This window comes from Candidatus Ornithobacterium hominis (assembly GCF_951229915.1).
In the GTDB taxonomy this organism is placed as follows: domain Bacteria; phylum Bacteroidota; class Bacteroidia; order Flavobacteriales; family Weeksellaceae; genus Ornithobacterium; species Ornithobacterium hominis.
Genome location: NZ_OX579588.1, coordinates 1,934,613 through 1,959,142 on the forward strand (window position 1 = coordinate 1,934,613; position 24,530 = coordinate 1,959,142).

Sequence of the window (24,530 nt, forward strand, 5' to 3'; positions counted from 1 at the left end):
CACTCTCAAATGTATAAGCTTTTATATTCCTATGCAATATGACTTTTATCATGATTTTATTTTTTTTAATAAAAAGCTACTTAACTATATAGTTACTATTATTCCAAACTCCATAATTTAAAATCATTCTTCTTGAATTTTTCCTCTTCTTCTTTATCTTTATTCACAACTATCCGAAAGTAGATAAATAAAAAGTGCTTGAGAATGCTTTACTTTGAAAAAGATCTAACAAATTTTCAAATATGGCATTTTTCAGGCGTTCCAAAAATACTAACAAACCCATTCTTGGGCAAGTGATATAGAGTTATTTTTCAAGGCAATGAAACAAAACCTTCAAATTAAAACCTTTATTGGAACGAGCGAAAACGCAGTAAAGTCACAAATTTATGTAGGATTTGATGTTTCTGACAGTTTGGATGTTCAAAGTAGTTTAGCTGCGTTGAAAAAAGCAATAAAATGCAGAAAGAAAAACAATAAACAACCTTTAATTCATCACTCGAACAGAGGATTACAATATTGTAGTACAGATTACCAATGCTTGCTAAATGAAAATAATATTTTATGTAGTATGACAGAAAGTTACGATCCTTATGCTAATGCTGTAGCAGAACGAGTAAATGGCATATTAAAGCAAGAATTTATGATTGATATGTATGGAAATAATTTACATGATAAAATTCAATTAGTTAAAGATGCTATTGATAAATACAACAATCTAAGACCTCATTATTCCTGTCATTACTTAACACCACAGCAAATGCACAAACAGAATAAAATTAAAATCAAAACATATAAAAAAATTGATGCTGAAAAGCTAGCTTTTCAGCATCAATTAAATTAAATATCTTTGTAATATTAATTGTAACGCTTTTTTAGGACGCTACATGTTTAACAAACTTATATTTTATCATTTCATCAGGGTCGCCATTCCATATAAATAAATCCCAAGGCGGTTTGTTTTCTGAAAATCCTTGCCCTGATATATAAAAATCAATTTCCCCTTTTCCTTCTCTATCCACTAAATTATAAGTAATTTTAATTCTGGTATTTATTCCTCCTGTAATACCATTATTGACATTATCAATCAACTTCCAAGTCCCATCAGTTGTTAATTTTTCATCATCACTTTTAGCAATACTTACAATAGATTTATTTAATTCGTTAAGAATACAAGTGCCATCTTTATCTATCACAATGTTTGCACCATCTTCAGATTTCCAAATACCAATAAAATCAGCTTCATTGAACTTTGGCTCTTTACACCCAACAAGAGATAAGAATATTCCTATTACAAAACATTTCGCTTTCTTCATCTTCTATTTGAATGTTTATTTAACAAATTTTAACATTCTCAAATGTATAAGCTTTTATATTCCTATGCAATATGATTTTTATCATGATTTTCTTTTCTTTTAATAAAAAGCTACTTAACTATATAGTTACTATTATTCCAAACTCCATAATTTAAAATCATTCTTCTTGAATTTTTCCTCTTCTTCTTTATCTTTATTCACAACTATCCGAAAGTAGATAAATAAAAAGTGCTTGAGAATGCTTTACTTTGAAAAAGATCTAACAAATTTTCAAATATGGCATTTTTCAGGCGTTCCAAAAATACTAACAAACCTATTCTTGGGCAAGTGATATAGAGTTGTTTTTCAAGGCAATGAAACAAAACCTTCAAATTAAAACCTTTATTGGAACGAGCGAAAACGCAGTAAAGTCACAAATTTATGTAGGATTTGATGTTTCTGACAGTTTGGATGTTCAAAGTAGTTTAGCTGCGTTGAAAAAAGCAATAAAATGCAGAAAGAAAAACAATAAACAACCTTTAATTCATCACTCGGACAGAGGATTACAATATTGTAGTACAGATTACCAATGCTTGCTAAATGAAAATAATATTTTATGTAGTATGACAGAAAGTTACGATCCTTATGCTAATGCCGTAGCAGAACGAGTAAATGGCATATTAAAGCAAGAATTTATGATTGATATCTATGGAAATAATTTACATGATAAAATTCAATTAGTTAAAGATGCTATTGATAAATATAACAATCTAAGACCTCATTATTCCTGTCATTACTTAACACCACAGCAAATGCACAAACAGAATAAAATTAAAATCAAAACATATAAAAAAATTGATGCTGAAAAGATAGCTTTTCAGCATCAATTAAATTAAATATCTTTGTAATATTAATTGTAACGCTTTTTTAGGACGCTACAAATTGAACTTAAGTAAAAAAAACAAGCGTGATTTTATGTAAACCACGCCTGTTTTCTCTTTATACGCTACTTTTTAATTATCATCCTTGAGGCAACGCACGCTGTTGCCGTCAGCTCGGTTGCTGGCGTTTTTCGTACCGCTGTAGCCACGGTAGAAGTACATGCTGCGAGCAGCGTTGATATTGACGTCAGCAGAGCTACTCCAGTAGTCCCCGTGAGAACCACCGTAGTTCAGTGAACCGTAATAGCTACGGTAGCCAGCAGCTGCAAGGTTTGGTAACTTCTTCTGTGTCCGTATTTGATTAGTAGAAACATGAGAACGGTTACCCGTTACAGCCCAATGAAAATCCTCCCACTCCTGCACAGTCGGAACATGGTAACCTGACGGGCAAGGGTTATTATATCCGCCTGCTGCTCTCCACAACTCTAAATCTGAACCTAATGCCCTTTCACCTCCGTCTACCCAGTTAAAGCCTCCAGTAATAAACTTCCCTGCTGCATCGCCTGTGGCTGTCCAACTTTGGGGTTTTTTATCGGTAGTTTGTTTATTATTCCTAAACTCATGCCCATCACTCGCTCTCTGCCATTGGTATAATGAACCGTAGAGATTTTCGTCACTGTGGATAGTTTCTCCTGTTTCACTAAAGGTAGGGTTAAAGTGAGGACTATTTATGTTGGCGTATTCTGCTCCAAGGTTGAGGTTGAGCCATGTTCTACTGTAGCCGTCTCCGCTTACAGTTGTAGCGCAATACACAAAATCATGCTTGCCGTCACCAAAGTGCCTATCAAAAAGTATATTTTCTGGTGCACATCGTTTGATTTTATTGATGATATCCCCTGCTCTGTCTGGATACTTCTTACGAATATAATCTATCCTTATCTCATTCAATATTTCTCTTTTAATCTCTGAAAGACTTGTACGCTTCACCAGCTTATTATCTTTTTCATCCCAAACTAAAAGCCATTGGGTAGATTTTCCCTCCTTAACACCTTCTATGCGCAAGTCACCACCTTCTTGGTTGTCTTTTGCGCTGATGTCTAATGTCGCCTGTGGAGTATCTGTGTTAATGCCCACCTGAGCGGTAACCGCAACCGCTGATATTACGGCTAAAGAAAATAATAATTTCTTCATTTTTTTTATTTTTTTTGGTTAATATTTTATTGATTTATTCTTTTCTTAATTCAATTTTTGCTGTTTTTTTTCAACTTTTTTTTGCTTCTTCATTTAGAAAGAGCCCCACCCCGTGAGGCTCTTCTTTTTGAAGAAATTACTACTTTCACACAGGTGAAAATAGAAAAACCGCACAAGATTTTCTTGCACGGCTTTGCGGTTCGCTCCCGCAGGGAAGCAATAAATTATTATAAGTTATTGATAATGAGTTGTTTAGCTCATTACTTGTGTGTGTGTTTACACTTTATTTTGAAACTCACAAATTTCATTTGTTAAGATTTCGTTATTTTTTTTGTTAAAACTTTCCGTTGAGATTTTTCTTTTCTCAACCTGCCCGCAAATGTATTTTACGTTTTTGAATTATGCAAATTTGTTTTTTTTGAGGCTGGGGATTTTTTTTAAAGGCTTTAGAAATTTTTGAGAATTGGCGTTTTTTGGTTTTTCCTTAGGAGAATTATTTTTTTCTGAAATAAATTTGAATTGGCACGCCCGAGAAGTTGAATTTCTCCCTTAATTTATTTTCTACAAATCGTTTGTAAGTGTTCGCATATTTAATTCTGGACTGGTTGGGATTTTAAATATTTGAACCTGCTTCAAGAGTTCATTAAATTCCCTCAACGATGCCTCCCCTACCCTTTGTTGAGTATTTGCATGTTTTGCAAATTGATTGATATTGTTCTGAACTTTTAAAAAGTAATTGTCTTGTAATTCAATGAACTTCATTAATCCTAATTTCTCATCCTTCATCATTTTTTCTTCAACAGAACTTATAACTAAATCTGTTAATGAAATTCCTCTTTTTTCACACATTTTCACCCAGCGTTGCTTATCTTCTTCTGCCAATCTAACTACCACTCTGGTATTTTTCATACTAACCTTAGAATTGTGTTCACAAACTTAGAAATAAATTTTAAGACACACAATATCAATTATTTACACTCAACAAATATGACACTGTATGACACCAAAAGTTTTTTGAAAAAAAACTAAAAAAATCGGAGTTCCGAAGATTTTTACCCCGTAAGGGCAAGATGGTATTTGAAGCAAAAATTTTTTAAAATTTTGTGTGCACAAATACACATCTTGCGAAACAAATTTTAAGAGGTCTTAAATTTTATAAAAACATGATATTCAGTATTTTATATAATTTTGTGAAAAAATTAGATGAAGAGCTCTTCATCTAATTGTAAATCAATATAATACAAAAAAAAGAGAATTAGTTTTTTTTTAGCCATAGCACCTAAATAAGTCAAAAAAAATAACAGAAAAAAAAAGAAAAAGAACCAAAAAGAAAAAAAATATATATCTATCTTTCTTTTTTTTAATAAATATATTAGAAATAAAAGATATAGAGATAAAATATTGGTTTACTTTCTAAAAAAAAATTTTTTAACCATAATTTAACCATAATTTAACTAAAGTGTATCAGTAGGTGAAACACTTAGGCAACTCATAGTTAGAGCTTTTACAATTTTCGCAAATGTAGAATATGAAAGGGATTGCGGCGTTTTTAAAAACAGTCGGTAAGTCAATAGTAAGTATTGACTTTAAAGGTAACTCACAAATTTGAAGGTTTTTTTAGCATTTAGAACATTACCACAAGTGAAAAAAATTTTAAAATTGACTTAAGCAAAGAGGTGAAAAAAAAGAAAAAAAGTTGCGCTAAAAAAAGAAAAGGCTATTTATCGGAATAATGCCCATATGCAGAAAGAAGTATTATTTTATTTTCACCTACTTCATATGTGAAACGATGCTTTGAATTCACACGCCTTGACCAGGTTTCATTTTCCATAAACTTTAATTGTTCGGGTTGTCCAGTTCCATCACGAGGATTTTCACGTATTTCTTCAATGAATTGCTGTATTTTCAATACAAGTTTTTTTGTCCAGACTTACTATGTCTTTTCAAATCTTCTAAAAACTTCTCTTGATAAATTATTTCATAACTCATAGCAATTCATCAAACAGTTTTTTTTCTTCTTCAGGATTCAGCGAATAGGATGTTGATTGTTTTGACTGGTTTAGCATTCCTTTGTATTCAGCTTTAGTCATTTCAATCTTACCCCCTATCTTTTCTAAAAGGATATTTTCAATATAATTGTTTACACTTCTATTTTCCTTTTTCGCTTGATTTTTTATCCTCTTGTATAAGTCTTGAGTTAGTCTTAATGAGGTTACTTTTTTTGTGGTACGTGTATTCATTGTGATATCATTTGTATGCAAATGTAATAAAAAAAACCAAATCCCGATTGTTCGGGAAATGATTTAAGATATACTTTTTTCTTCAATTTGAGCAAAAGCTTTATCCATAGGAACGGCTTTGGTTTTATCCGACATACTTTCATCAAAAAGTTTTATATCTTCAAATTCCTCAATTATAGAAATCATTTTTTTATAATCTTTCATCGGAAGAATAGCAGAAATTTTATCCCCTTTTTCGTTGGTAATGTATTTCGGATTTATAGCTATCATAATAATTTTTTAAAAAAAACCGCCCGCAAAACGAGCGGTTCACTTGTGTATAATGTACGTGACTTTCGGTGCTGATTGGTTGCTCCTCAGTAGAGCCAATTTCCTCCTTCACAGGTGGAACAAAGATAAAAAAATATATGATAGGAAAAAAAGCAAGAAAACATCAAGACAGAGATAAAGAGTAAAGAAGTAAAAAAAAGAGGGAATAAAATCCTTTTTATAGTTCTTTCTATTTTAGGCTTAGTATTAGTCCTTGCATGGGTAGGTAATAAATTTTTAAAGTCTTTTAAATTATTCTAAAGGATTTAATATAAAACAACCGATATGTTTAAAAGTAATAGTTACGAAGAAATAGAACAGCAAAAAAATAAAAATAAATCTTTAAAAAGTTTGCGTATTGCAAACTTTTGTTTTATATTTGCAAAAGAAAATCAACAACTTGCAATCTTTGACTTAACTAATTTAAAAGAAATAAAAATCTAAAAGGGACGAAAGTCCCTCTCCCTTGCTTTTTAGATTTAAAATTATGAAAGAAATAGCACAGAAAACGATAGTAAACCAATCCGTATCTAAATCAATAGCCAATTATAAACGTATGGGAATTGATGTTGATATACTTGAGATGGATCAAGATTTTATACTCGTGAAAATAAAACAAGGTCGCCTTATTAATGGATTTGTATTGAACAAAAAGCAGCTAATAGGACGAGCTAAAGAAATATTTGAACCAACGGGATTAAGGATAAAAGTAATTCCTGTTGTCTATTCATTAGATGTCGAAAACATTACACCCAATTGGATAGTAGAAAAAATGAATGAATTCGGATTAAAACGTAGTGATATTACCAGTCATTTAGCTTATGATAAATCTCAACTTTCTTTGTACTTGTCTGGCGAACGTGGAATGACTAAATCCGTAAGGGCCTCATTTTATTGGTACTTCAAAGTATTTGAGCTGAATCGTGATTTTAGGGAATAATAACATTTTTTAAATCTTATTTTATTAAAGCATTCTAATTTTTGAATGCTTTTTTACACACTTATATTTATTTGCTTAAGCATTTCAAGCTCCCTTTTCTTTCTACCTGTGCGATAAATATCGGTCATACTACTGCTTCTATGATTAGCGATGCTTTTTGCTTGGTCAAAATCAGAATTGTTTTGCGCGTCTACTAAATCTAAAAAAAGATGTTTGAGCGTGTAGAAATCTGCCGTAATGCCTAATCTATCTTTTATATTTTCTTTCCACCAGCGTGATGGTTTTTTGACATATGATTTTTTGTGACCAGGCTCAAAATTGTCAGAGAATAAATAATGTTCATCATTTTGGCAATCCTTTAAAATATCGTCCCAATATTTAACCGCTGGTAATATTATAGCTTTCGTTTCCCAAACATATTGCTTACCTTTTTTAATCAGCACCTTATATTCACGATTTTCAAAATCAACGTGTTTTTTCTGAACCGACAGAAGCTCGGTTGAACGAACTCCAGCGAGGAAAAAAATCATAGCGTATCGGTAGAAATTGTAATTTTCTTTTAATAAATAATCTTGAACTTTTCTAAAATCTTCAATAGTTATAATTTCTCGCTGTTTTTTTATCTGCACACGCTTAGAAATATCACGAATAACATTAGTATCAATTGTTTCATATTCTACTAGAATCTTGAAAAGCATATGAAGATGTGCACGATTTCTATTATATCTATAATTACTTTCAGATTTACTTTTTTTCTCCACCAAATCCAAACATGCCTTTACGTTCCGCCTTTTAATTTCGCAAATTGGATGCTCGTGAATTCGTAATTGTTTTGCCGATTTTTCAATGTGTCTAATCGTTGTTTTAACACCTGATAAAGTACCATTACATACATTTAATAAATCACAAGCTTTCCATAATGCTTTTATAAAACCAGTATTAGGTTCAATTTCATAATCAAATTCATTTTCGCCGATGTAAGATTTTGTAAAGTGATTGTAGCCGTTCAGACAAGCGTTAATTTCCTGTTCAATTAACCCCCGTGTAATATCTCTTCTATCTTTTAGAGTTTTAAAATCGTTCATGCCACGAACGGCAATCAATTTGCCATACGGATGAGATTCTTCAAATTCAGGGTCGTAGAAATAAAATTGAATTTGCCAATTTTTTTTAAGGAGTTCACGTCCGCCAGTTTCCCAATTCTTAGGATTTACGGAGGGTTTTGACATTGAACAACCATTAGGGAGTAATATTTTATCTGCCATTTTTATATTAGAGTTTTTATTAAACGTCTAACAAAACAACAGCCTTACGCATTTTGTAAAAAATAACTGAAAGCCTAATGTGGTACGGCTTTCAGTTAAAAAGTGCGGGTGAAGGGACTCGAACCCCCACACCTTGCGGCACTAGATCCTAAGTCTAGCGTGTCTACCAATTCCACCACACCCGCAATTAGATTTAGAATTGAGTTTGCAAATATATAAAGTATTATTGATTTAATCAAAACATTTTTTCAAGGCTTAAAAATTTTTTTTACATTTGCACAAAATAACCTTATGGAGGTAACAGGAAAAATTAAAAAAATTTTTGATCTGCAAACTTTTAGCAGTGGGTTCACCAAAAAGGAATTAATTTTACTGACGCAAGAACAATATCCGCAGACTTTGGCGATAGAATTTCACCAAGATCGCACAGATTTGCTTGATAAGTTTAATGTGGGTGATGATGTGAAAATCAGTGTGAATTTGCGTGGTAGAGAATGGACAAATCCTGAAGGAGTTGTGAAGTATTTTAATTCCATCGTTGGTTGGCGTATTGAGAGATTGGACCAATCTAGCGAGAACACACCTCCACCTGCTGATTTTAATTCAGAATTTAATGACTTATCAGCAGATGGTGACAAGGAAGATGACTTGCCATTTTAATTTCAGAAATTTAACATTTTTCATCATCAAAAAAAGATGTTTAGGCATAGATATTGTAATAAAAAATAAAACTATTTAAAAAAATCATAAAAATGAAAAGAACAATTATTTGTTCCGCACTTGCCTTTTTAGGCATTCAGGCAAATGCTCAAGTAGAAGACATTAGTGTTACACTTTCACCAACGGCGAGCTACAATTGGTTTGACAACAATACGGCGATAAAAGACGGTCTTATGGTCGGTGGTCGCGTTGGATTTGGCTTCGGAGAGTATTTTGAATTGAGAGGAACTTACGAGAAATCTATAGATCTGAAAAACACTGTAGATAAAATCGACGGGTTAAGTGATCAGTTTAAAAACCAATTTCAAAGCAGAAAAGTAGGCGTTGAGAGAATCGGGGGTGAATTCAAAGGAAATATCCCTACAGGCGGAAGCTTTGCTCCTTACTTAACTTTAGGTGCTGGTGTTCAGAAACTTGACGGAGACCATATCCCTAAAATGGAGCAGGTTTTTGTTTCTGGAGGATTGGGAACTAAAATTAATTTAGGAGATCGAATTGTTTTAAATCTTGAGGCAAAAAACACCATGTTCAATCTTGATAGAACAAATATTCTATTTAGAGAGTCTGACAAAAATAATTTTGGTGGGCTAATTAATAATACTAAAGAAGAAAGAATGATGAACTGGTCTGCTTTAGCTGGTCTACAAATTTATCTTGGTGGTCGAGAGCCTGGTAAATTGACTGAACTTGACCGAGCTTATTTGCGTAAGTTCTCTGGTGGTTTAAGTGGATTTAAATTAGTTTTGGAACCGGGCGGAAATTATATTGACTTCAATAAAAATAGTAACTACCGAAACACTTATATGTTAGGTGGTGCAGCTGGTTTTGATTTAAATCAGTATATCGGCGTTAGAGGTTTCTACTACCAAGCTACAAAAGATGAGAAAATTTCAACCGATTGGGATGATATGTCTATGTACGGTGGTGAAATTCTTGCTAGACTCAATGTTGCTAGAGGAATTTCTCCGTATATCACTCTTGGTGGTGGTTACTTGAATGTTTATGGTAACTACAAAGGAAGTAGAGCTGCAACTAACCAATCTAGCTATTTTGCTAAAGGTGGTTTGGGTATTAGTGTTCCTTTAGGAAGCAACTTCGAGGCTTTTGGTTCTGCTAATCTACTTTATACTACTGAGAAAAATAAAAACAATCTAAACAACATTAGAACTCCTGATGAGTTAATGCAACATACAATGTATAATGCTGGGTTGAGAATTAAAATAGGAGCTACAGCTAATGAAGATGAAGTCCTTAGCAGAAAGCTAAGCGAAAGGGAAGTGAGATACTCTAAATTTGAAGATAGAATTGATGAATTGGAGCGTGAATTAAAAAAAGCTTACAACGACAATGATTCTGAAAAAGCAGCTCGCATCATCAGAGAAAAACGAGAGCTAGAAGGCAGAGGTAATTATTCTAATAAATTTGATGAGTCAAGAGTTAGGTTAACTCCAAAAGAGTTAGAGTCTTTAGTTGACAAGGTTTTGAACGACGTTGAAAAAAACTTATCAGATGAAGAAAGAATTGATAGATTAGAGCGTCTTTTATTAAGAAGTGATAATGTAAAATCTTCTAATGGAAATGTAACAAACGAAAGAATTTTAAATGAATTAGATCGTTTGAACAATAAAATTGAGATGTATCGTTTGAACACCAACGCTGTTTCTCAAGATCAAGATAAAACTACTATAGTAAGCGGAGGTAACAACCAACCTATTGCAAATACTAATGATAATGTAAAGAGTGTTACGCAGCCTGTAGCAGTTACTGACGAAGATGGAGAAACTGGAATTGCAACATCTATGTTAATAGATAAAGGTTGGTCTCTAAATACAGGAGTTGGTTTCGGCAAAGGAACTTCATTCAACTTGGGTATCCGTGGGCACTATGGCTTCACTAATTCAAACTTTGAATTTCAACCAAACCTTACTGTAGGACTCGGAGGAGCCTCTGCTTTTGGGGTTAATGCTAACCTATTGTACAACTTTGATTTCACTAGATCATTTATTGTAAACCCTTACATCGGTGCAGGTATAGGCTATAACAGCATTAGCAATAATGGTAACTTCGGTGCAAACTTATTAGTTGGAACTTCTATCGATGTTTTAGATGGTCGTTTATACCTTGATTATACCGCTCTTGATTTAGCTAAAATCAACGTGGTAACTTTAGGTTATAAATTCTCACTTTAATTAAAATAAAAAAAAAGGACAATGATTAAATTAAAAATAACAGGACTTGTCCTTACATTATTACTGTCAATCAACGGCCTTGCCCAAAACAGGCAAGACCGTTCCGACAGTGAAATTGTAATGACAAAAGCTGAACTTGAATCTTTTTTAAAGTTAATTGCAGAAAAGAAATTAGAAAATCTTAGAGCAAAAAATGGTGCAAGCCTAATGCCATTAAATTCTTGCAATAGCAATTCTCGTGGTATTAATCAATCTGAATTTGATCGATTAAATCAAAGAATTGACATGCTAATGATGGGTTTTTATCACTCAAATTTAGCTAAAGGTAAAGATAATAGTACAATCATCAGTGATGCAGGACAAGCTCCCTATCAATCTCTAGCGGAAGGTTCTGAAGCAGGAGCACCTGCTCAAATAAGCAAAGAGCGAAGATCTTATCTAGAAGATTTGCTGACCAAATATAGACACTTTAAAAGACAGGTTTTCTTTGCCAATGACTCTGACGTTATTTCTACCGAAGATATTGCTTACATTAAAGATGTAGCAGATGTTTTGAGAAAAAATCCAGAACTTTCTGTTTTACTAAAAGGTTATGCAAGTCCAAGAGGAAATGTTGAGTATAACAAGGCTCTTTCTATGAGAAGATCTGAAAGTGTATTGAAAGAACTTCGCAAAAGTGGAATTGCAGAAAATCGACTAGAAGCTTCCTTTTACGGAGAAGATCACTCAACTTCAGAAGAGGGCGCAAGACGCGTGGATATGAGCGTAGTGATTAAATAACTTTTTTTATATAAACTTAAAAACTGCTCTAATTTAAATTTTAGGGCAGTTTTTTTATCTATGTATTTTTTAAATTCAAATCAATTTTTCCCTCCTGTTGACCAAGCTGATGAATCTGGGTTATTAGCCATTTCTGAACACTTGAGTATTACCCGTCTAGTTGAAGCTTATTCTAACGGTATCTTCCCTTGGTACAATCCAGGAGAACCCGTCTTTTGGTATGCGACTAATCCACGGATGGTCTTATTCCCTAATGAATTGAAAATAAGTAAATCTATGCGAAAGATTATACGAGATGAAGTCTTTCATTTCAGTTATAATCAAGAATTTCAATCTATTATCAAAAACTGCAGAGATATTCAAAGAAAAGATCAAAAGGGCTCTTGGATCGGTAATGAAATCATTGAATATTATACTCATTTACACCATCTTGGGCTTGCACATAGCGTTGAAGTTTGGAACCAAAAAAGTCAATTAGTTGGCGGTCTCTATGGGGTACAAATCAAAAATGTTTTTTGTGGTGAGAGCATGTTTGCAAAAGAAAGTAATGCATCCAAAGCTGGCTTTATCTGGTGGATTTTAGAAAATTCTTTTGATGTAATTGACTGCCAAATATATACCCCTCACCTTGCTAGTTTAGGCGCTCGAGAAATTCCAATAAGAGAGTATTTAAAATTTCTCAAATAATTTTTTAGAAAGTTTATCAATTGCGGCAATCAAAAGTGGCTTTTCGACTTCACCCAATTTATTTGCCATCCATTCTAAATTTGCATTTTTTGGAATTTCAAAAGACATTTGGCTGATTATATCTCCCTCATCAACGCCAGCCGTTACATAATGCACCGTCGCCCCGCTTTTTTCTTCCTTATTTTCTAAAACAGCTTCTAAAACCTTATTCCCAAACATCCCTTTCCCACCATATTTAGGCAACAAAGATGGATGCAAATTAATGATCCTTCTCTCCCATTTTTCGCATAATTCAGCTGAAATAATGGATAAAAATCCTGCCATTACAATCACGTCCACCTCATTCTCTATACAAATTTTATCAATTTCTGCAGATAATTGAGTATTTCTCTCCACTTGCCAAACGCTCAAGCCGTGATTTAAAGCTCTTTCTATTGCAAAACAAGACCGATCCGCTATCACACAAGCAATTTCGACATCAAACAAGCGTTCCGATTCTATCGCATCAATTATTTCTTGTAAATTTGTTCCTCCGCCGGAAACGAGTACAGCAATTTTCATGAATAAAATTTTTGCTAAATTACTGCAAATCCTACGGAATTAAAATTCATTTTTTTAAGGCTTAAAAAATTTCATGAATAAAATCACTTCAGAAAAAATTATTCTAGGGATCGACCCTGGTACTAACATCATGGGTTTTGGTTTGATTCTAACTTGCCAACAAAAGATGAAACTCATCATGCTAGATGATTTATTGCTCAAAAAAGTAATTGGTCATGAATTGAAACTAAAAAAAATTTTTGAGAAAACATTAAATCTAATTGATGAATTTCACCCTGATGAAATTGCCATTGAAGCTCCATTCTATGGTAAAAACGTTCAATCAATGCTTAAATTAGGTCGCGCACAAGGCGTTGCTATGGCTGCTGGTTTGTATCGCGAAATTCCTATTACAGAATATTCTCCCAAGAAAATAAAAATGGCGATTACTGGCAACGGAAATGCCAGCAAAGAACAGGTCGCTGGTATGCTACAGAATCTATTTAATATTAAAACTTTACCAACTAATCTAGATTCTACCGATGGTTTGGCTGCAGCGGTTTGCCATCATTTCAATAGCGGCAGAGATTCCTCAGAAAAATCTTACTCGAACTGGGAGGCTTTTGTGAAACAGAACTCAAAGAGAATCAAATAATTTTTTGAAGGCTTTAAAAAAATCTGTAATATTTAGAAGTATACTACAGATTTTTCTATTTTTTTCTAAGGCTTTAAAAATTTTTAAATAACGCCCAATTCTTTCCCTACTTTTTTGAAGGCTTCCAGCGTATGGTCAAGCTGTTCTCTGGTGTGTGCTGCCGATAACTGAACTCGAATTCTTGCCTTTCCTTTTGGCACTACTGGGTAGAAGAATCCTATCACATAAACACCTTCTTTCAATAATTTATTTGCCATTTCTTGAGATAATTTAGCATCATACAGCATCACGGGAACAATGGCTGCATCGCCTTCGATGATATCAAAACCAGCTTCTTTCATCGATTTTCTGAAATAGTTGGCATTGTTCATCACTTTATCTCTCAAGTCAGTATTAGTCTCTAGCATTTCAAAGACTTTCAGTGATGCTCCAACAATGCTCGGTGCCAAAGAGTTAGAGAATAAATATGGGCGTGATTTTTGCCGTAGCATCTCTATAATTTCTTTTTTAGAGCAAGTAAATCCGCCCATTGCACCGCCTAAAGCTTTCCCTAGAGTTCCTGTGATGATATCTACTCGACCCATTACATCATTATACTCGTGCGTTCCGCGGCCGTTTTCACCCATAAATCCTGTTGCATGGCAATCATCTACCATCACCAAAGCATCATATTTATCGGCCAAATCGCAGATTCCTTTCAAGTTTGCTACCAGCCCATCCATAGAAAAAACGCCATCGGTCACAATGATTTTAAAACGGTGATTCTCTCCACTCGCCTTTTTCAATTGCTCTTCTAGGCTTGCCATGTCATTATTTTTGTATCTGTACCGCGCTGCTTTGCATAGGCGTACACCATCGATGATAGAGGCGTGATTCAATTCATCTGAAATAATAGCATCTTCTGCCGTTAATAGCGGCTCGAAAACACCTCCGTTAGCATCAAAAGCTGCCGCGTATAAAATGGTGTCTTCTAAACCTAAAAAATCTGCTATCTTCTTCTCCAATTGCTTGTGAATATCTTGCGTTCCACAAATAAACCGAACGCTAGACATACCAAACCCATGCGAATCTGCAGTGGCCTTACTTGCCGCCACCACATCAGGGTGGTCTGATAAACCTAAGTAATTATTTGCACAAAAATTCAGTAATTTCTTCCCGTTTTCTAAGGTGATTTCCGCTGATTGTGGTGAAGAGATGACTCTCTCTTTTTTATACAAGCCTTGGTCTTTCAGTTGATTAAGTTCAGTCTGCAAATGGTTTTTTAACTTTTCGCTATACATATGATTTAAGATTTAAATATGATTTCTGTTGTCATTTCTTTTTCTTTGAGCGGAGCTTTTTCCTTCATTTTTCTACTTTTTTTAAGTTAAAATTAAGTCTTAAGTAAGATTCTACTTAAATTTTAACCGTATATTTTTCATCTTTTTTGTCTCATTTCTCTATTTAAACACCCCCCTAAAACACTGCTTAAAGTTAAAGAATTTTTTAAGCCTTAGAAAAAATTTATAACGCCATTAAATTACATCCACGAACGTCACTAAAATCAAACCTTCCCAAAACTTCAAAGCCTCTCCCATCTTTCGACTTTCTGCCTAAATCTTGTACAGCGATAAACGAGCAACTGCCTTGGTTTGCTAAATCGATTATATTGATTCCGCCAGTGGCAGTATTGGGCAAATAATTGAATGGGTCTTCTGGGTCTCGGATTAGAATCTTCATCCAAGGAGGAGTTTCAAAAACACCGTCTTTTAAAGCATACGCCTGTGAGAGCAGCTCCGTCATCCCGTATTCTGAAACGATGTGCGGCAAATCAAAAGCGTTCTTTAGCCTCTCATGTAATTCCTCACGTGTGATTTCTTTTTTTCTACCCTTCATCCCCCCAGTTTCTATTAAATGCTGAATTTTTAAAGGCTTAGAAAATTTCTCAGCAAAATCTAATAACGCAAAAGAAACTCCTATCAGAATAATTTTTTTGGGGGAATGAGACAATTGTTCTAATCTCTTGCTTAAATCTTGATGGTTGTACAAATAGAATTCTGTGTTTTTTTGTTGCGTTTTTCGCATCCAGTAGTTGACCATTTCGATGAGTGAAGAGCCGTTTCGTTCGGCATAAGCGGGAAGTAATGGTAAAACCTCATAATCGGTGAAATTACCAAAAAAATATTCAAATCCAGCGTCTAATTCATCGTAATAATCTTGAATGTTTTTCACATAATGTCTGCTCGGCGTGCTACCTGTAGTCCCAGAACTGGTAAAGATTTTATCAAACGGCGACTTTTGGGTAGAAATTTTAAAGCTTTTAAAAAATTCCACGGGTAAAAATGGTATTTCTTCTATCTTTTCAACGCTTTGCGGATTGATATTGAGTCGATTTACAAATTCTTGATAAACTTTATTGTTCTGGTATTGTTCATTAAAAGTTTTTAAAGCCTGAGCTAAAAATTCCTTTTCTGTCTTGATTTGTAATATGGCTAAATTCATTGTTGTTTCAGAGGTTGATTTGCTTTAAAAATGTGGTCGCCTATGATTTCATAATTCTGAATCAACTCACGGTAGTAGAGCGCTCGCATCATGCCCAAACTTGTTTTATGAAATTCCAATTTTTCCCCATTATGCCCTTGCGCTTTTTGATTGGCAAAATTTGTAATTAAATTTAAAAAAGGAAAAATCAAAATTGTTGTAACTATATTAAATCCTGTCTCCAAATCCCTTTGATATTAAAGTTGATACGTCCAAAATTGATGAATTTTGTCAATATTTATTTTTACAAAATTTAAAATAAAGCTTTCATTCAAACTATTCTGCGGGATTATTCCTAGTTTAGAATTAACTGGAAAGAAGAAATAAAAAAATAAAGTCATGATGAAAAACACTTTGATGAAACCCAATCCCGCTCCGCCTATTTTTTCTAAAATTCCCAGCCCAATACTCTTTATAATTCCATTTAATAATTTGGCAACAATACTCAGAGATAGAAATACTAAAACTCCTGTGAGTCCGTAGCTTACAATACCGATCCAGGCTTCTGATACAACTTGATTTTCTAGCAAAAAGTTTTTTAAAATTTTCGCTATTGCCCCACCAAACATGAGCAAAATCAGTACAGAAATCAAGCCCGCTAGCTGAGATGTTAAGCCTTTCCTAAAGCCATTGAACAAGCCTAGAAATAAAAAAATGCTTAAAATTAAATCTAATATGCTCAATTATTTTTTTGAACAAAGATAATAAACTAACGTCTTTATTCCTGTGAATTGTTGAGCATTTCATATTTTTACAATTCAATACTTGATTTAAGATAAATAAAATATGGCAACATTTGTAGTGGTCGGTCTCCAATGGGGCGACGAAGGAAAAGGGAAAATCACTGATGTTTTATCTGCTAAATCCGATTACGTCGTACGTTTTCAGGGCGGAAACAATGCTGGGCACACAGTGTACGTGGGCGAAAATAAATTTGTTTTACATCTTCTACCGTCTGGTGTTTTACAATGCCCTGGGAAGTGTATTATAGGCAATGGCGTAGTCGTAGACCCCAAAGCATTCATCCAAGAAATTTCTTCCATTGAGGAAAAAGGTCTTTCTACCAACCACGTATTCATCAGTCGCCGTGCACACATCATTATGCCTTACCACATTTTGTACGACACTTATCGTGAAGAGGCTGCCGGAAACCTTTCTATCGGGACGACGAAGAGAGGCATTGGACCTTGCTACGAAGATAAGGTTGCTCGCACGGGCATTCGTGCCATAGACTTGCTTAACCCTGAAGTTTTAAAGCAAAAACTTCAGAAAAACGTTGAGATAAAGAATGCTATCTTCGAGAAACTCTACGGCAAAAATCCCATTGATTTCCAAAGCATTTATGATGAATATTTAGCTATTGGCGAGCAACTCAAAGACCGCATCGTTGATACTGAATTGGAATTAAACCAAGCCATCGATAATGGGAAAAATGTATTATTTGAAGGTGCCCAAGCACTGATGCTCGACATCGATTTTGGGACTTATCCTTACGTTACCTCATCATCTCCGACGACGGGTGGAGTCTGTGTCGGCGCAGGTGTGCCTCCTACTAAATTGCAAAACCTCATCGGGGTAGCCAAAGCCTATTGCACACGAGTGGGGAACGGACCATTCGTCACAGAATTATTTGACGAAACTGGCAGGAAAATCAGAGAAGTGGGGCATGAATTTGGCGCTACCACTGGCCGGCCAAGACGTTGTGGCTGGCTAGATTTAGTTGCGCTTCGCCATGCTTGTATGATTAACGGAATCACTCATTTAGTTATCACAAAATTAGACGTTCTCAGCGGGTTGGGTAAAATTAAAGTTTGTACCGCCTACAAAACCGAAGACGGTGAAACCATCGACTATTTCACTTCTTCTACAACCAAACTTGCCTTGTACAAACCCGTTTATGAAGAATTAGATGGCTGGGAAGAAGATATTACCAAAATCAATAGTTTTGACGAATTACCAGAAAACGCCCAAAAATATATTCAATTCATAGAGAAATATTTAGGCATCGAAGTTTATTTGGTTTCCGTCGGCCCAGACCGAAGTCAAAATATTATTCGTAAAGAACTTTTTTAAAGACTTTTTTTAAAGGCTTTATAAATAGAGAATAAATTATTTTTCTCCTAATTTTTTTAAGGCTTTTAAAATTTTATATTCAAATTATTTCACTTAATTTTAAAAAGCAAATTTAGAAATCAATGAATTCAAACGTATATCAAAATCCTTTAGAAACCAGGTACGCATCTTCTGAAATGCTCTATAATTTCTCTCCCGATAAAAAATTTGGGAGCTGGAGGAAATTATGGATTGCTTTGGCTGAAATTCAAAAAGAACTGGGTTTAGACATCTCACAAGAGCAAATTGATGCACTAAAAGATAATGCAGAAAACATTGATTATGAGAAAGCTGCCGCTTACGAAAAAAAATTTCGCCACGATGTAATGGCTCACGTTCATACCTTTGGTGATTTAGCTCCTGCGGCTAAAGCCATCATCCATTTGGGGGCGACTTCAGCCTTTGTGGGGGATAATACAGATTTGATCCAGCTCCGTGATGGGATGCAAATAGTAAAGCAAAAATTACTAAATGTAATGGCCAGTTTAGCCAAATTTGCCCGGGAATACAAAGATTTACCATGCTTGGGCTTTACGCATTATCAGCCAGCACAGCTCACCACCGTGGGCAAGCGTGCCACATTGTGGCTGCAAAGTGTTTTGCTTGATTTTGAAGAATTAGAATTCCGATTGAGCACGCTTCGCTTCCGTGGGGTGAAGGGAACTACAGGAACAGCGGCTAGCTTCAAAGAGCTTTTTAACGGCGACTATGCCAAAGTGAAGGCTTTGGACCAAAAGTTATCTGAACGTTTTGCCTTTAGCAATGTTTTTGGCGTAACGGGGCAGACTTATGATAGAAAAATTGATGCAGAAATCATGGCCTTGCTTTCTAACATTGCACAATCGGCTCATAAATTCTCAAATGATATTCGTTTGCTTCAAAATTTGAAAGAAATTGAAGAGCCTTTTGAGAAAAATCAAATCGGTTCCTCAGCAATGGCTTATAAACGAAATCCTATGCGTTGTGAACGCATAGCCGCTTTGGCTAAATTTGTATTGACAGTGGCTCGCGGTTCTGATTTAGTAGCTTCCACACAATGGTTTGAGCGTACGTTAGACGATTCTGCTAATAAAAGATTGACGATACCGCAGGCGTTTTTGGCGGTGGATTCCATTTTGGGAATTTGGATGAATGTTCTTGACGGGCTGGTGGTTTATAAAAAAATGATTGCTAAACACATCGAAGAAGAATTGCCCTTTATGGCAACGGAATATATGATTATGGAGGGCGTAAAAAACGGTGGCGACCGACAAGATTTGCACGAAATCATCCGTAAACACTCGATGGAAGCAGCGAAACAAGTGAAATTAAATGGTGAGAAAAATGATTTGGTAGAAAGAATTGTGGCTGATGAAAACTTCCCGATTGATAAGGAAAAAATGTTGACTTTGCTCGACCCTAAAAATTTCATCGGTTTTGCCCCTGAACAGACAGAAGAATTTTTGGCTAATGAGATTCAACCGATTTTAGACCAATACCAGGATTTGCTGGGAATGGATTTTAAGCTAAAAGTTTAGATTTTTTTTTTAAGGCTTAAAAAAAATCACAAAAGTCGTCTTTATTTTTTTCAGACGACTTTATTTTTTAGGTCAATACATTACATTACCTTGTAATGATTATAGACAATATTCATAATGTGTTTTAAGGAACTTTTTTCTACTTTTTTCAAAATATAAAAATTTATATTTGCACGTTTAAATTTTCAATACTAAAAAAAACAAAAATGATTAAAAAAAATTGGTGTTTATGGGCTTTTTCTACTTTGCTGTTTGTTGGGTGTTCAGATGATGATAAAATTCACCCCAAAGTAAATGTTACAGAAAAGCACTTGACCCTGGATTTTAATGCATCTACAGCCTTTGAATCTGAGGATAAACTCAATAGAAAATGGTATGTCGGGGATTCTTTTGTGGCTGAATCGGCTCAATATATATTCAAAGGAGAAAAAGCTGGAAATTATGTGATTTCGTCGGTAAGAAAAACCAATCATGTAACGGACAGTTTGGTATACCATGTTCGTGTTTATGGTAAATTTGCTGAGGGTGTTTTGTTAATTAATAGTTCCTCTAAAGATAATTCAAACGGAGAAATTTTCTTTATCAATCAAAATGATGAAATTTCTTTGGTTGAAGATTTTAAAGCGACGTCAGAGGGTTGGGTTAGTGCTAATTCTGCAAAGAAAGATGTGTATTTGGTCTCTCAAAAATCCCCCAATTACATCACAGTTTTAGACAGAGAAACCTTGAATGTAAAGCGTTTAACTACAACTTCTACTGCTAAAAATCCGTCTTATTTAAATTTTTATAATGAGCAAGGGGTTGTGGCTAATGGAAGCAGAAAAGATAGAAGTTTCTATTTCTGGAATCCTACTCAAAATGAAATTACATCGGCTGGATTAGAGGATTTAACTGATGTTCCTGCAATACAATCAGCTTCTTTGCAGGTAGGTGAATCCCTATTGCTGGTGAGCGGAAATCATGTGTACCAATATAAAAATAATAAAGCCACATTGTTTTACTCTGCAAAAGCTTATGTGAGTGGTGTTTTGCCTGATACAAAGGGGGGATTTTATATTGCTACTCAAAAGAAAGATGAGGAAAATGCTCAATTCATTCATTATGATGCTCAATTTAAAAAAATTGAAACGATTACATTGCCAGATAGTTATAAATTACAAAGAAATGGAAATATACAAGCCGTGAAAGGAAATTTCTACTGGCAAGAAACCTCTTCTGGTGAATTAATGAAATATGATACAGAAAAAAATCAATTCATATCTTTAGATAACGGATATACTTATGGGCTTCAGCTCACAACGGTAGTAAAAGAAAATCCATTTACAGGAGAAATCTTTATTGCAGGATTCAGTGATTTTATAACTTCTAAAGGTATTGTAGTAAAATTAAATACCAACGGCGAATTGTTGAAAATATATAAAGATGTGGGCTATGCTCCAGTTGACTTTATTTTTAATGATAAAAGCTTGTTATAATAAGCAATATATTCCCCTCTATGAAAGAAAGTGGCAGTATCATCTCCATCATTCCGTTACTTATTTTTGTTTTCACATTTTTAGGATTCGGGATTTACTACAATGACTTTTATGCGCTTCCTTCTCCTTTGGCTGCGATAGCGGGCATTGTTGTCGCCTTTTTGATTTTTAAAAAAGACTTCAAATCCAATTTAGCTGATTTTCTAAAAGGCTGCGGTAACGATAAGATACTCATGATGTGTTTTATTTACCTCTTGGCAGGAGCCTTTGCCATGGCATCAAAAGCGACGGGCAGCATTGATGCCATTGTGGGGCTAAGCTTAACTTATATTCCATCAGGTTTTTTCCCTGTCGGTATTTTTATTGTAGCATCGTTCATATCTTTCTCTGCAGGCACCTCAGTCGGAGCGATTGTCACCTTAGCTCCACTAGTTTTGGGATTATCTGTACAAGGAGCAATGCCGCTGGGGCTGACGGGCGGAAGTTTGCTCACCGGAGCTATGTTTGGCGACAATCTTTCTTTGATTTCTGATACAACAATCGCCTCTACACAGAGCGTCGGTTGCTCGATGAAAGATAAATTTAAAGCCAATAGCTATATCGCCATTCCAGCCGCTTTTTTGAGCATTATTTTATTAAGCTTCTTAGGATTTCAGTCTGAAGTAAGCGAAATCACGCTCAAAGAAATCCCTCAAAATCAAAGCATTTTAGTCATTCTTCCTTATTTTATAGTTGTACTTTTAGCAATCCTAGGCATTCACGTTTTCATCTCTCTTTTCATCGGGCTACTCAGTACTATTTTAATTGGCTTTTGGAACGAAAGCTTCACAATACTGAGCGCTGCAAAAATTACCTACGAGGGCTTCACTGGAATGCAAGAAATTTTCCTACTCTCACTATTCACTGGCGGACTAGCCTATATGACCGAAAAAGCGGGAGGCATTCAGTTTATAATACGGCAGGTCAATCGCCTAATCCATTCACCCAAGACAGCAATTTTGGGTATTGGTAGTCTAGTCAGCATTGTGAATTTTTGTGTAGCAAACAATACAATTGCTATTTTAATCTCAGGAAATATCGCTAAAAAAATCACACAAGAAAACCAAATAAAACCCGAATACACCGCTTCTATATTAGACATTTTTGCTTGCTATGTTCAAGGTTTGATTCCTTATGGAGCACAAATTTTAATATTAATTTCGCTCAGCCAAGAAAGTTTAAATTACATTGATTTGATGGCAAATGCCTATTATTTACATATTCTTTTGGTCTTTAGTTTAATTTATTTTTTAATAATTCAAAAATCAAAAAATTTACAAGGCTTAGAAAATTTCGACAAAAAAGTCTCTCAAAAATATTCTTCTAAAAATTTAACCCAACTCTAAAACAAACTGGCTTTGTTTTTGCGGCATTTCACAAAATTATATCTATGACTACACCAGAAAAAATAACTGCACTCCGTGAAAAAATGAAAACACAAGGCATTGATGCTTTTATCATCTTTAGTGCAGACCCACATATGAGCGAATATCTACCCTCGCATTGGCAAGAACGCAGCTGGCTTTCTGGGTTCACAGGGTCGGCTGGTTTTGTGATTGTTACCACAAACAAAGCTGGACTTTGGACTGACTCTCGCTACTTTGTTCAGGCACCTAAAGAATTAGCTAATTCGGGTATTGAGCTTTATAAACAAGGGGTCGAGGGCTTCCCCGATGAGATTGAATTCTTGAAAAATGAAGTTCCCCAAGGTGGAAAAGTAGGCGTCAATTCGCTCACTACTTCACATGCGAATTGGGAAAAAATTAAAAATCAACTGAGTTCAAAAAACATCGTTTTAGTCGATGCACCTTTACTTGATGAAATTTGGACCAATCGCCCTCAGGCCGATAGCGATCCCGTTTTTGTTCACCCGTTGGAATACGCTGGGAAAAGCATCGGAGATAAACTCTCTGCCATCCGTAGCGAAATGCAAAAATCTGAAGCAACAACACACATCATTACCGCTTTGGACGATGTCGCTTGGACATTGAATTTACGGGGCAACGACGTCGTCTTTAATCCCGTTTTTTTAGGCTATATTTTGCTAAATAAGCAAAAGGCAAAACTCTTCATTGACAAAGAAAAAATCACACCCGAAGTTGAAAGTCATTTAAAGGATGCAGACGTAAGCGTAGAAAATTATTCTGATTTCTTTAAAGCCTTAAAAAATTTAAAGAACGAGAAAATCCTGCTTTCTGAGCAAAGCAATCAAGCAATTTTTGAAGCCATTCAACCTAACAATGAATGCATTATAAAACCAGCCCCAGGGAATTTACTAAAAGCCATCAAAAATGAAAAAGAGTTAGAAGGCTTCCGAAAAGTAATGGTGCGTGATGGCGTTGCTTTAGTTAAATTTTTCTACTGGCTCAAAAATTCTGCTTCCGAAGAAAATTTAACCGAGTACAGCCTTGGCAAAAAACTGCGTGAGTTTCGTGCTACTGGCAAAAACTTCAAGGGGGAGAGTTTTGGTAGCATCATCGGCTATCGTGGCAATGGTGCAATTGTTCATTATTCTGCCAAAAAAGAAGAGAGCGCTACAATAAAAGCCGAAGGCTCTATTTTAGTAGATTCAGGTGGACAGTACACTGAGGGAACTACCGACATTACACGGACTTTTGCCTTGGGCGAGGTTTCACAAGCGTTTAAAGATGATTACACATTGGTACTCAAGGGAATGATTCAGCTTTCTTTAGCTCAATTCCCAAAAGGAACAAGAGGAACGCACTTAGATACTTTGGCTCGGCTGCCACTTTGGCAACAAGGCAAAGATTACGGGCACGGAACGGGGCATGGCGTGGGAAGCTTCATGAATGTGCATGAAGGGCCACAAAACATCAGAAAAGACCTCAATGATGTCGCTTTGCAGCCTGGGATGGTGCTCAGCAACGAACCAGGTCTTTACATCGAAGACCACTACGGCATTCGTATTGAAAATTTGATTGCAGTAAAAGAAAAGGAACCCACTTCTTTTGGTACTTTTTATGCCTTTGAAACTTTAACGCTTTTCCCCATTTTCTTAGAGCATCAAGCCAATCTTGAATTATTGAATGACACCGAAAAACAGTGGCTGAATAATTATCATCAGCAAGTGCAGGAAGCGCTAGCTCCACATCTAGACGGCGAAGAAAAAGAGTGGCTTTTACACATTACCCAACCTATCTAAACTTTCTATTAATAA

At 34.9% G+C, this 24,530-nt stretch carries 26 protein-coding genes, 1 tRNA gene and 1 pseudogene; 14 read left to right on the forward strand and 14 right to left on the reverse strand.

Going from position 1 to position 24,530, the window contains the following annotated elements; all coding sequences use genetic code 11:
- Positions 1-412 precede the first annotated feature (412 nt).
- Positions 413-841 (forward strand): integrase core domain-containing protein, encoded by a 429-nt coding sequence (locus QOX03_RS09525; RefSeq protein ID WP_434800622.1) that lies wholly within the window; start codon positions 413-415, stop codon positions 839-841.
- Positions 842-872: 31 nt separating this feature from the next.
- Here QOX03_RS09525 and QOX03_RS09035 read toward each other — a convergent pair whose 3' ends face one another.
- Positions 873-1,313, reverse strand: a complete 441-nt coding sequence (locus QOX03_RS09035) for a hypothetical protein (RefSeq protein WP_283670882.1) — start codon at positions 1,311-1,313, stop codon at positions 873-875.
- Positions 1,314-1,759: 446 nt separating this feature from the next.
- Here QOX03_RS09035 and QOX03_RS09040 point away from each other — a divergent pair, with 446 nt between their 5' ends.
- The gene (locus QOX03_RS09040) at positions 1,760-2,188 is read left to right on the forward strand and encodes an integrase core domain-containing protein (RefSeq protein WP_245952969.1); all 429 of its coding nucleotides are present in this window, start codon (positions 1,760-1,762) and stop codon (positions 2,186-2,188) included.
- Between the two features lie 117 nt (positions 2,189-2,305).
- On the opposite strand, the gene QOX03_RS09045 is transcribed toward QOX03_RS09040, so the two are convergent.
- The 6 genes and pseudogenes from QOX03_RS09045 to QOX03_RS09070 form a co-directional block, all read right to left on the reverse strand.
- Positions 2,306-3,364, reverse strand: coding sequence for an FISUMP domain-containing protein (locus QOX03_RS09045; protein ID WP_283670883.1), 1,059 nt, complete (start codon positions 3,362-3,364; stop codon positions 2,306-2,308).
- Positions 3,365-3,857: 493 nt separating this feature from the next.
- Positions 3,858-3,941: pseudogene (locus QOX03_RS09050) on the reverse strand (hypothetical protein); the annotation flags it as partial.
- The gene (locus tag QOX03_RS09055; protein WP_119058938.1) at positions 3,926-4,273 is read right to left on the reverse strand and encodes a hypothetical protein; all 348 of its coding nucleotides are present in this window, start codon (positions 4,271-4,273) and stop codon (positions 3,926-3,928) included. The pseudogene QOX03_RS09050 and the gene QOX03_RS09055, both read right to left, overlap by 16 nt.
- A gap of 808 nt (positions 4,274-5,081) precedes the next feature.
- Positions 5,082-5,273, reverse strand: a complete 192-nt coding sequence (locus tag QOX03_RS09060; protein WP_245952910.1) for a Txe/YoeB family addiction module toxin — start codon at positions 5,271-5,273, stop codon at positions 5,082-5,084.
- A gap of 76 nt (positions 5,274-5,349) precedes the next feature.
- Positions 5,350-5,604, reverse strand: a complete 255-nt coding sequence (locus tag QOX03_RS09065; RefSeq protein ID WP_119058937.1) for a toxin-antitoxin system HicB family antitoxin — start codon at positions 5,602-5,604, stop codon at positions 5,350-5,352.
- A 63-nt stretch (positions 5,605-5,667) separates the two neighbouring features.
- Positions 5,668-5,874: a RelB antitoxin-like protein gene (locus QOX03_RS09070; RefSeq protein WP_119058936.1), complete on the reverse strand. Its 207-nt coding sequence runs from the start codon at positions 5,872-5,874 to the stop codon at positions 5,668-5,670.
- Between the two features lie 324 nt (positions 5,875-6,198).
- Between QOX03_RS09070 and QOX03_RS09075 the strand changes: the two genes are divergently transcribed.
- Together QOX03_RS09075 and QOX03_RS09080 are read left to right on the forward strand one after the other, a co-directional pair.
- Positions 6,199-6,357, forward strand: a complete 159-nt coding sequence (locus tag QOX03_RS09075) for a hypothetical protein (protein ID WP_165846407.1) — start codon at positions 6,199-6,201, stop codon at positions 6,355-6,357.
- A 43-nt stretch (positions 6,358-6,400) separates the two neighbouring features.
- On the forward strand, positions 6,401-6,853 hold the full coding sequence (locus tag QOX03_RS09080) for a hypothetical protein (RefSeq protein WP_283670885.1): 453 nt from the start codon (positions 6,401-6,403) through the stop codon (positions 6,851-6,853).
- A 53-nt stretch (positions 6,854-6,906) separates the two neighbouring features.
- Here the strand turns inward: QOX03_RS09080 and QOX03_RS09085 are convergent, their stop codons facing one another.
- Both QOX03_RS09085 and QOX03_RS09090 read right to left on the reverse strand, forming a co-directional pair.
- Positions 6,907-8,118 (reverse strand): tyrosine-type recombinase/integrase, encoded by a 1,212-nt coding sequence (locus QOX03_RS09085; protein WP_283670886.1) that lies wholly within the window; start codon positions 8,116-8,118, stop codon positions 6,907-6,909.
- Between the two features lie 103 nt (positions 8,119-8,221).
- Positions 8,222-8,303, reverse strand: a tRNA-Leu gene (locus tag QOX03_RS09090).
- A gap of 106 nt (positions 8,304-8,409) precedes the next feature.
- Here QOX03_RS09090 and QOX03_RS09095 point away from each other — a divergent pair.
- The 4 genes from QOX03_RS09095 (at position 8,410) to aat (ending at position 12,494) form a co-directional block, all read left to right on the forward strand.
- Positions 8,410-8,778 (forward strand): DUF3127 domain-containing protein, encoded by a 369-nt coding sequence (locus tag QOX03_RS09095; RefSeq protein WP_283670887.1) that lies wholly within the window; start codon positions 8,410-8,412, stop codon positions 8,776-8,778.
- 92 nt (positions 8,779-8,870) lie between these two features.
- The gene (locus QOX03_RS09100; protein WP_283670888.1) at positions 8,871-11,027 is read left to right on the forward strand and encodes an outer membrane beta-barrel protein; all 2,157 of its coding nucleotides are present in this window, start codon (positions 8,871-8,873) and stop codon (positions 11,025-11,027) included.
- Positions 11,028-11,048: 21 nt separating this feature from the next.
- Positions 11,049-11,807: an OmpA family protein gene (locus QOX03_RS09105; protein WP_283670889.1), complete on the forward strand. Its 759-nt coding sequence runs from the start codon at positions 11,049-11,051 to the stop codon at positions 11,805-11,807.
- Between the two features lie 60 nt (positions 11,808-11,867).
- Positions 11,868-12,494 (forward strand): leucyl/phenylalanyl-tRNA--protein transferase, encoded by a 627-nt coding sequence (aat, locus tag QOX03_RS09110; RefSeq protein WP_283670890.1) that lies wholly within the window; start codon positions 11,868-11,870, stop codon positions 12,492-12,494.
- On the opposite strand, the gene QOX03_RS09115 is transcribed toward aat, so the two are convergent.
- Positions 12,477-13,055, reverse strand: coding sequence for a formyltransferase family protein (locus tag QOX03_RS09115; protein WP_283670891.1), 579 nt, complete (start codon positions 13,053-13,055; stop codon positions 12,477-12,479). The two genes, aat and QOX03_RS09115, sit on opposite strands and share 18 nt — an antisense overlap.
- An 82-nt stretch (positions 13,056-13,137) precedes the next feature.
- Here QOX03_RS09115 and ruvC point away from each other — a divergent pair, with 82 nt between their 5' ends.
- Positions 13,138-13,689, forward strand: coding sequence for a crossover junction endodeoxyribonuclease RuvC (ruvC, locus tag QOX03_RS09120; protein ID WP_283671767.1), 552 nt, complete (start codon positions 13,138-13,140; stop codon positions 13,687-13,689).
- Positions 13,690-13,772: 83 nt separating this feature from the next.
- On the opposite strand, the gene kbl is transcribed toward ruvC, so the two are convergent.
- The 4 genes from kbl to QOX03_RS09140 form a co-directional block, all read right to left on the reverse strand.
- Positions 13,773-14,969: a glycine C-acetyltransferase gene (gene kbl, locus QOX03_RS09125; protein ID WP_119057375.1), complete on the reverse strand. Its 1,197-nt coding sequence runs from the start codon at positions 14,967-14,969 to the stop codon at positions 13,773-13,775.
- A gap of 223 nt (positions 14,970-15,192) precedes the next feature.
- Positions 15,193-16,170 carry a LuxE/PaaK family acyltransferase gene (locus QOX03_RS09130; protein ID WP_283670892.1) on the reverse strand — a complete coding sequence of 326 codons (978 nt, stop codon included), beginning with the start codon at positions 16,168-16,170 and terminating at the stop codon, positions 15,193-15,195.
- Positions 16,167-16,394 (reverse strand): hypothetical protein, encoded by a 228-nt coding sequence (locus QOX03_RS09135; RefSeq protein WP_283670893.1) that lies wholly within the window; start codon positions 16,392-16,394, stop codon positions 16,167-16,169. Before QOX03_RS09135 ends, QOX03_RS09130 begins: the two co-directional genes overlap by 4 nt.
- 12 nt (positions 16,395-16,406) lie before the next feature.
- Positions 16,407-16,892 (reverse strand): CvpA family protein, encoded by a 486-nt coding sequence (locus QOX03_RS09140; RefSeq protein ID WP_283670895.1) that lies wholly within the window; start codon positions 16,890-16,892, stop codon positions 16,407-16,409.
- 103 nt (positions 16,893-16,995) lie between these two features.
- Between QOX03_RS09140 and QOX03_RS09145 the strand changes: the two genes are divergently transcribed.
- From QOX03_RS09145 to QOX03_RS09165, 5 genes are all read left to right on the forward strand, one after another.
- Entirely contained in the window at positions 16,996-18,282 is a 1,287-nt protein-coding gene (locus tag QOX03_RS09145) for an adenylosuccinate synthase (RefSeq protein WP_119057371.1), read from the forward strand.
- Positions 18,283-18,404: 122 nt separating this feature from the next.
- Positions 18,405-19,838, forward strand: a complete 1,434-nt coding sequence (gene purB / locus QOX03_RS09150) for an adenylosuccinate lyase (RefSeq protein ID WP_119058927.1) — start codon at positions 18,405-18,407, stop codon at positions 19,836-19,838.
- A 206-nt stretch (positions 19,839-20,044) separates the two neighbouring features.
- Positions 20,045-21,313 (forward strand): hypothetical protein, encoded by a 1,269-nt coding sequence (locus QOX03_RS09155; protein ID WP_283670899.1) that lies wholly within the window; start codon positions 20,045-20,047, stop codon positions 21,311-21,313.
- A 20-nt stretch (positions 21,314-21,333) separates the two neighbouring features.
- On the forward strand, positions 21,334-22,698 hold the full coding sequence (locus tag QOX03_RS09160) for a Na+/H+ antiporter NhaC family protein (RefSeq protein WP_283670901.1): 1,365 nt from the start codon (positions 21,334-21,336) through the stop codon (positions 22,696-22,698).
- Between the two features lie 44 nt (positions 22,699-22,742).
- On the forward strand, positions 22,743-24,515 hold the full coding sequence (locus QOX03_RS09165; protein WP_283670902.1) for an aminopeptidase P family protein: 1,773 nt from the start codon (positions 22,743-22,745) through the stop codon (positions 24,513-24,515).
- The last annotated feature ends 15 nt before the right edge of the window (positions 24,516-24,530 follow it).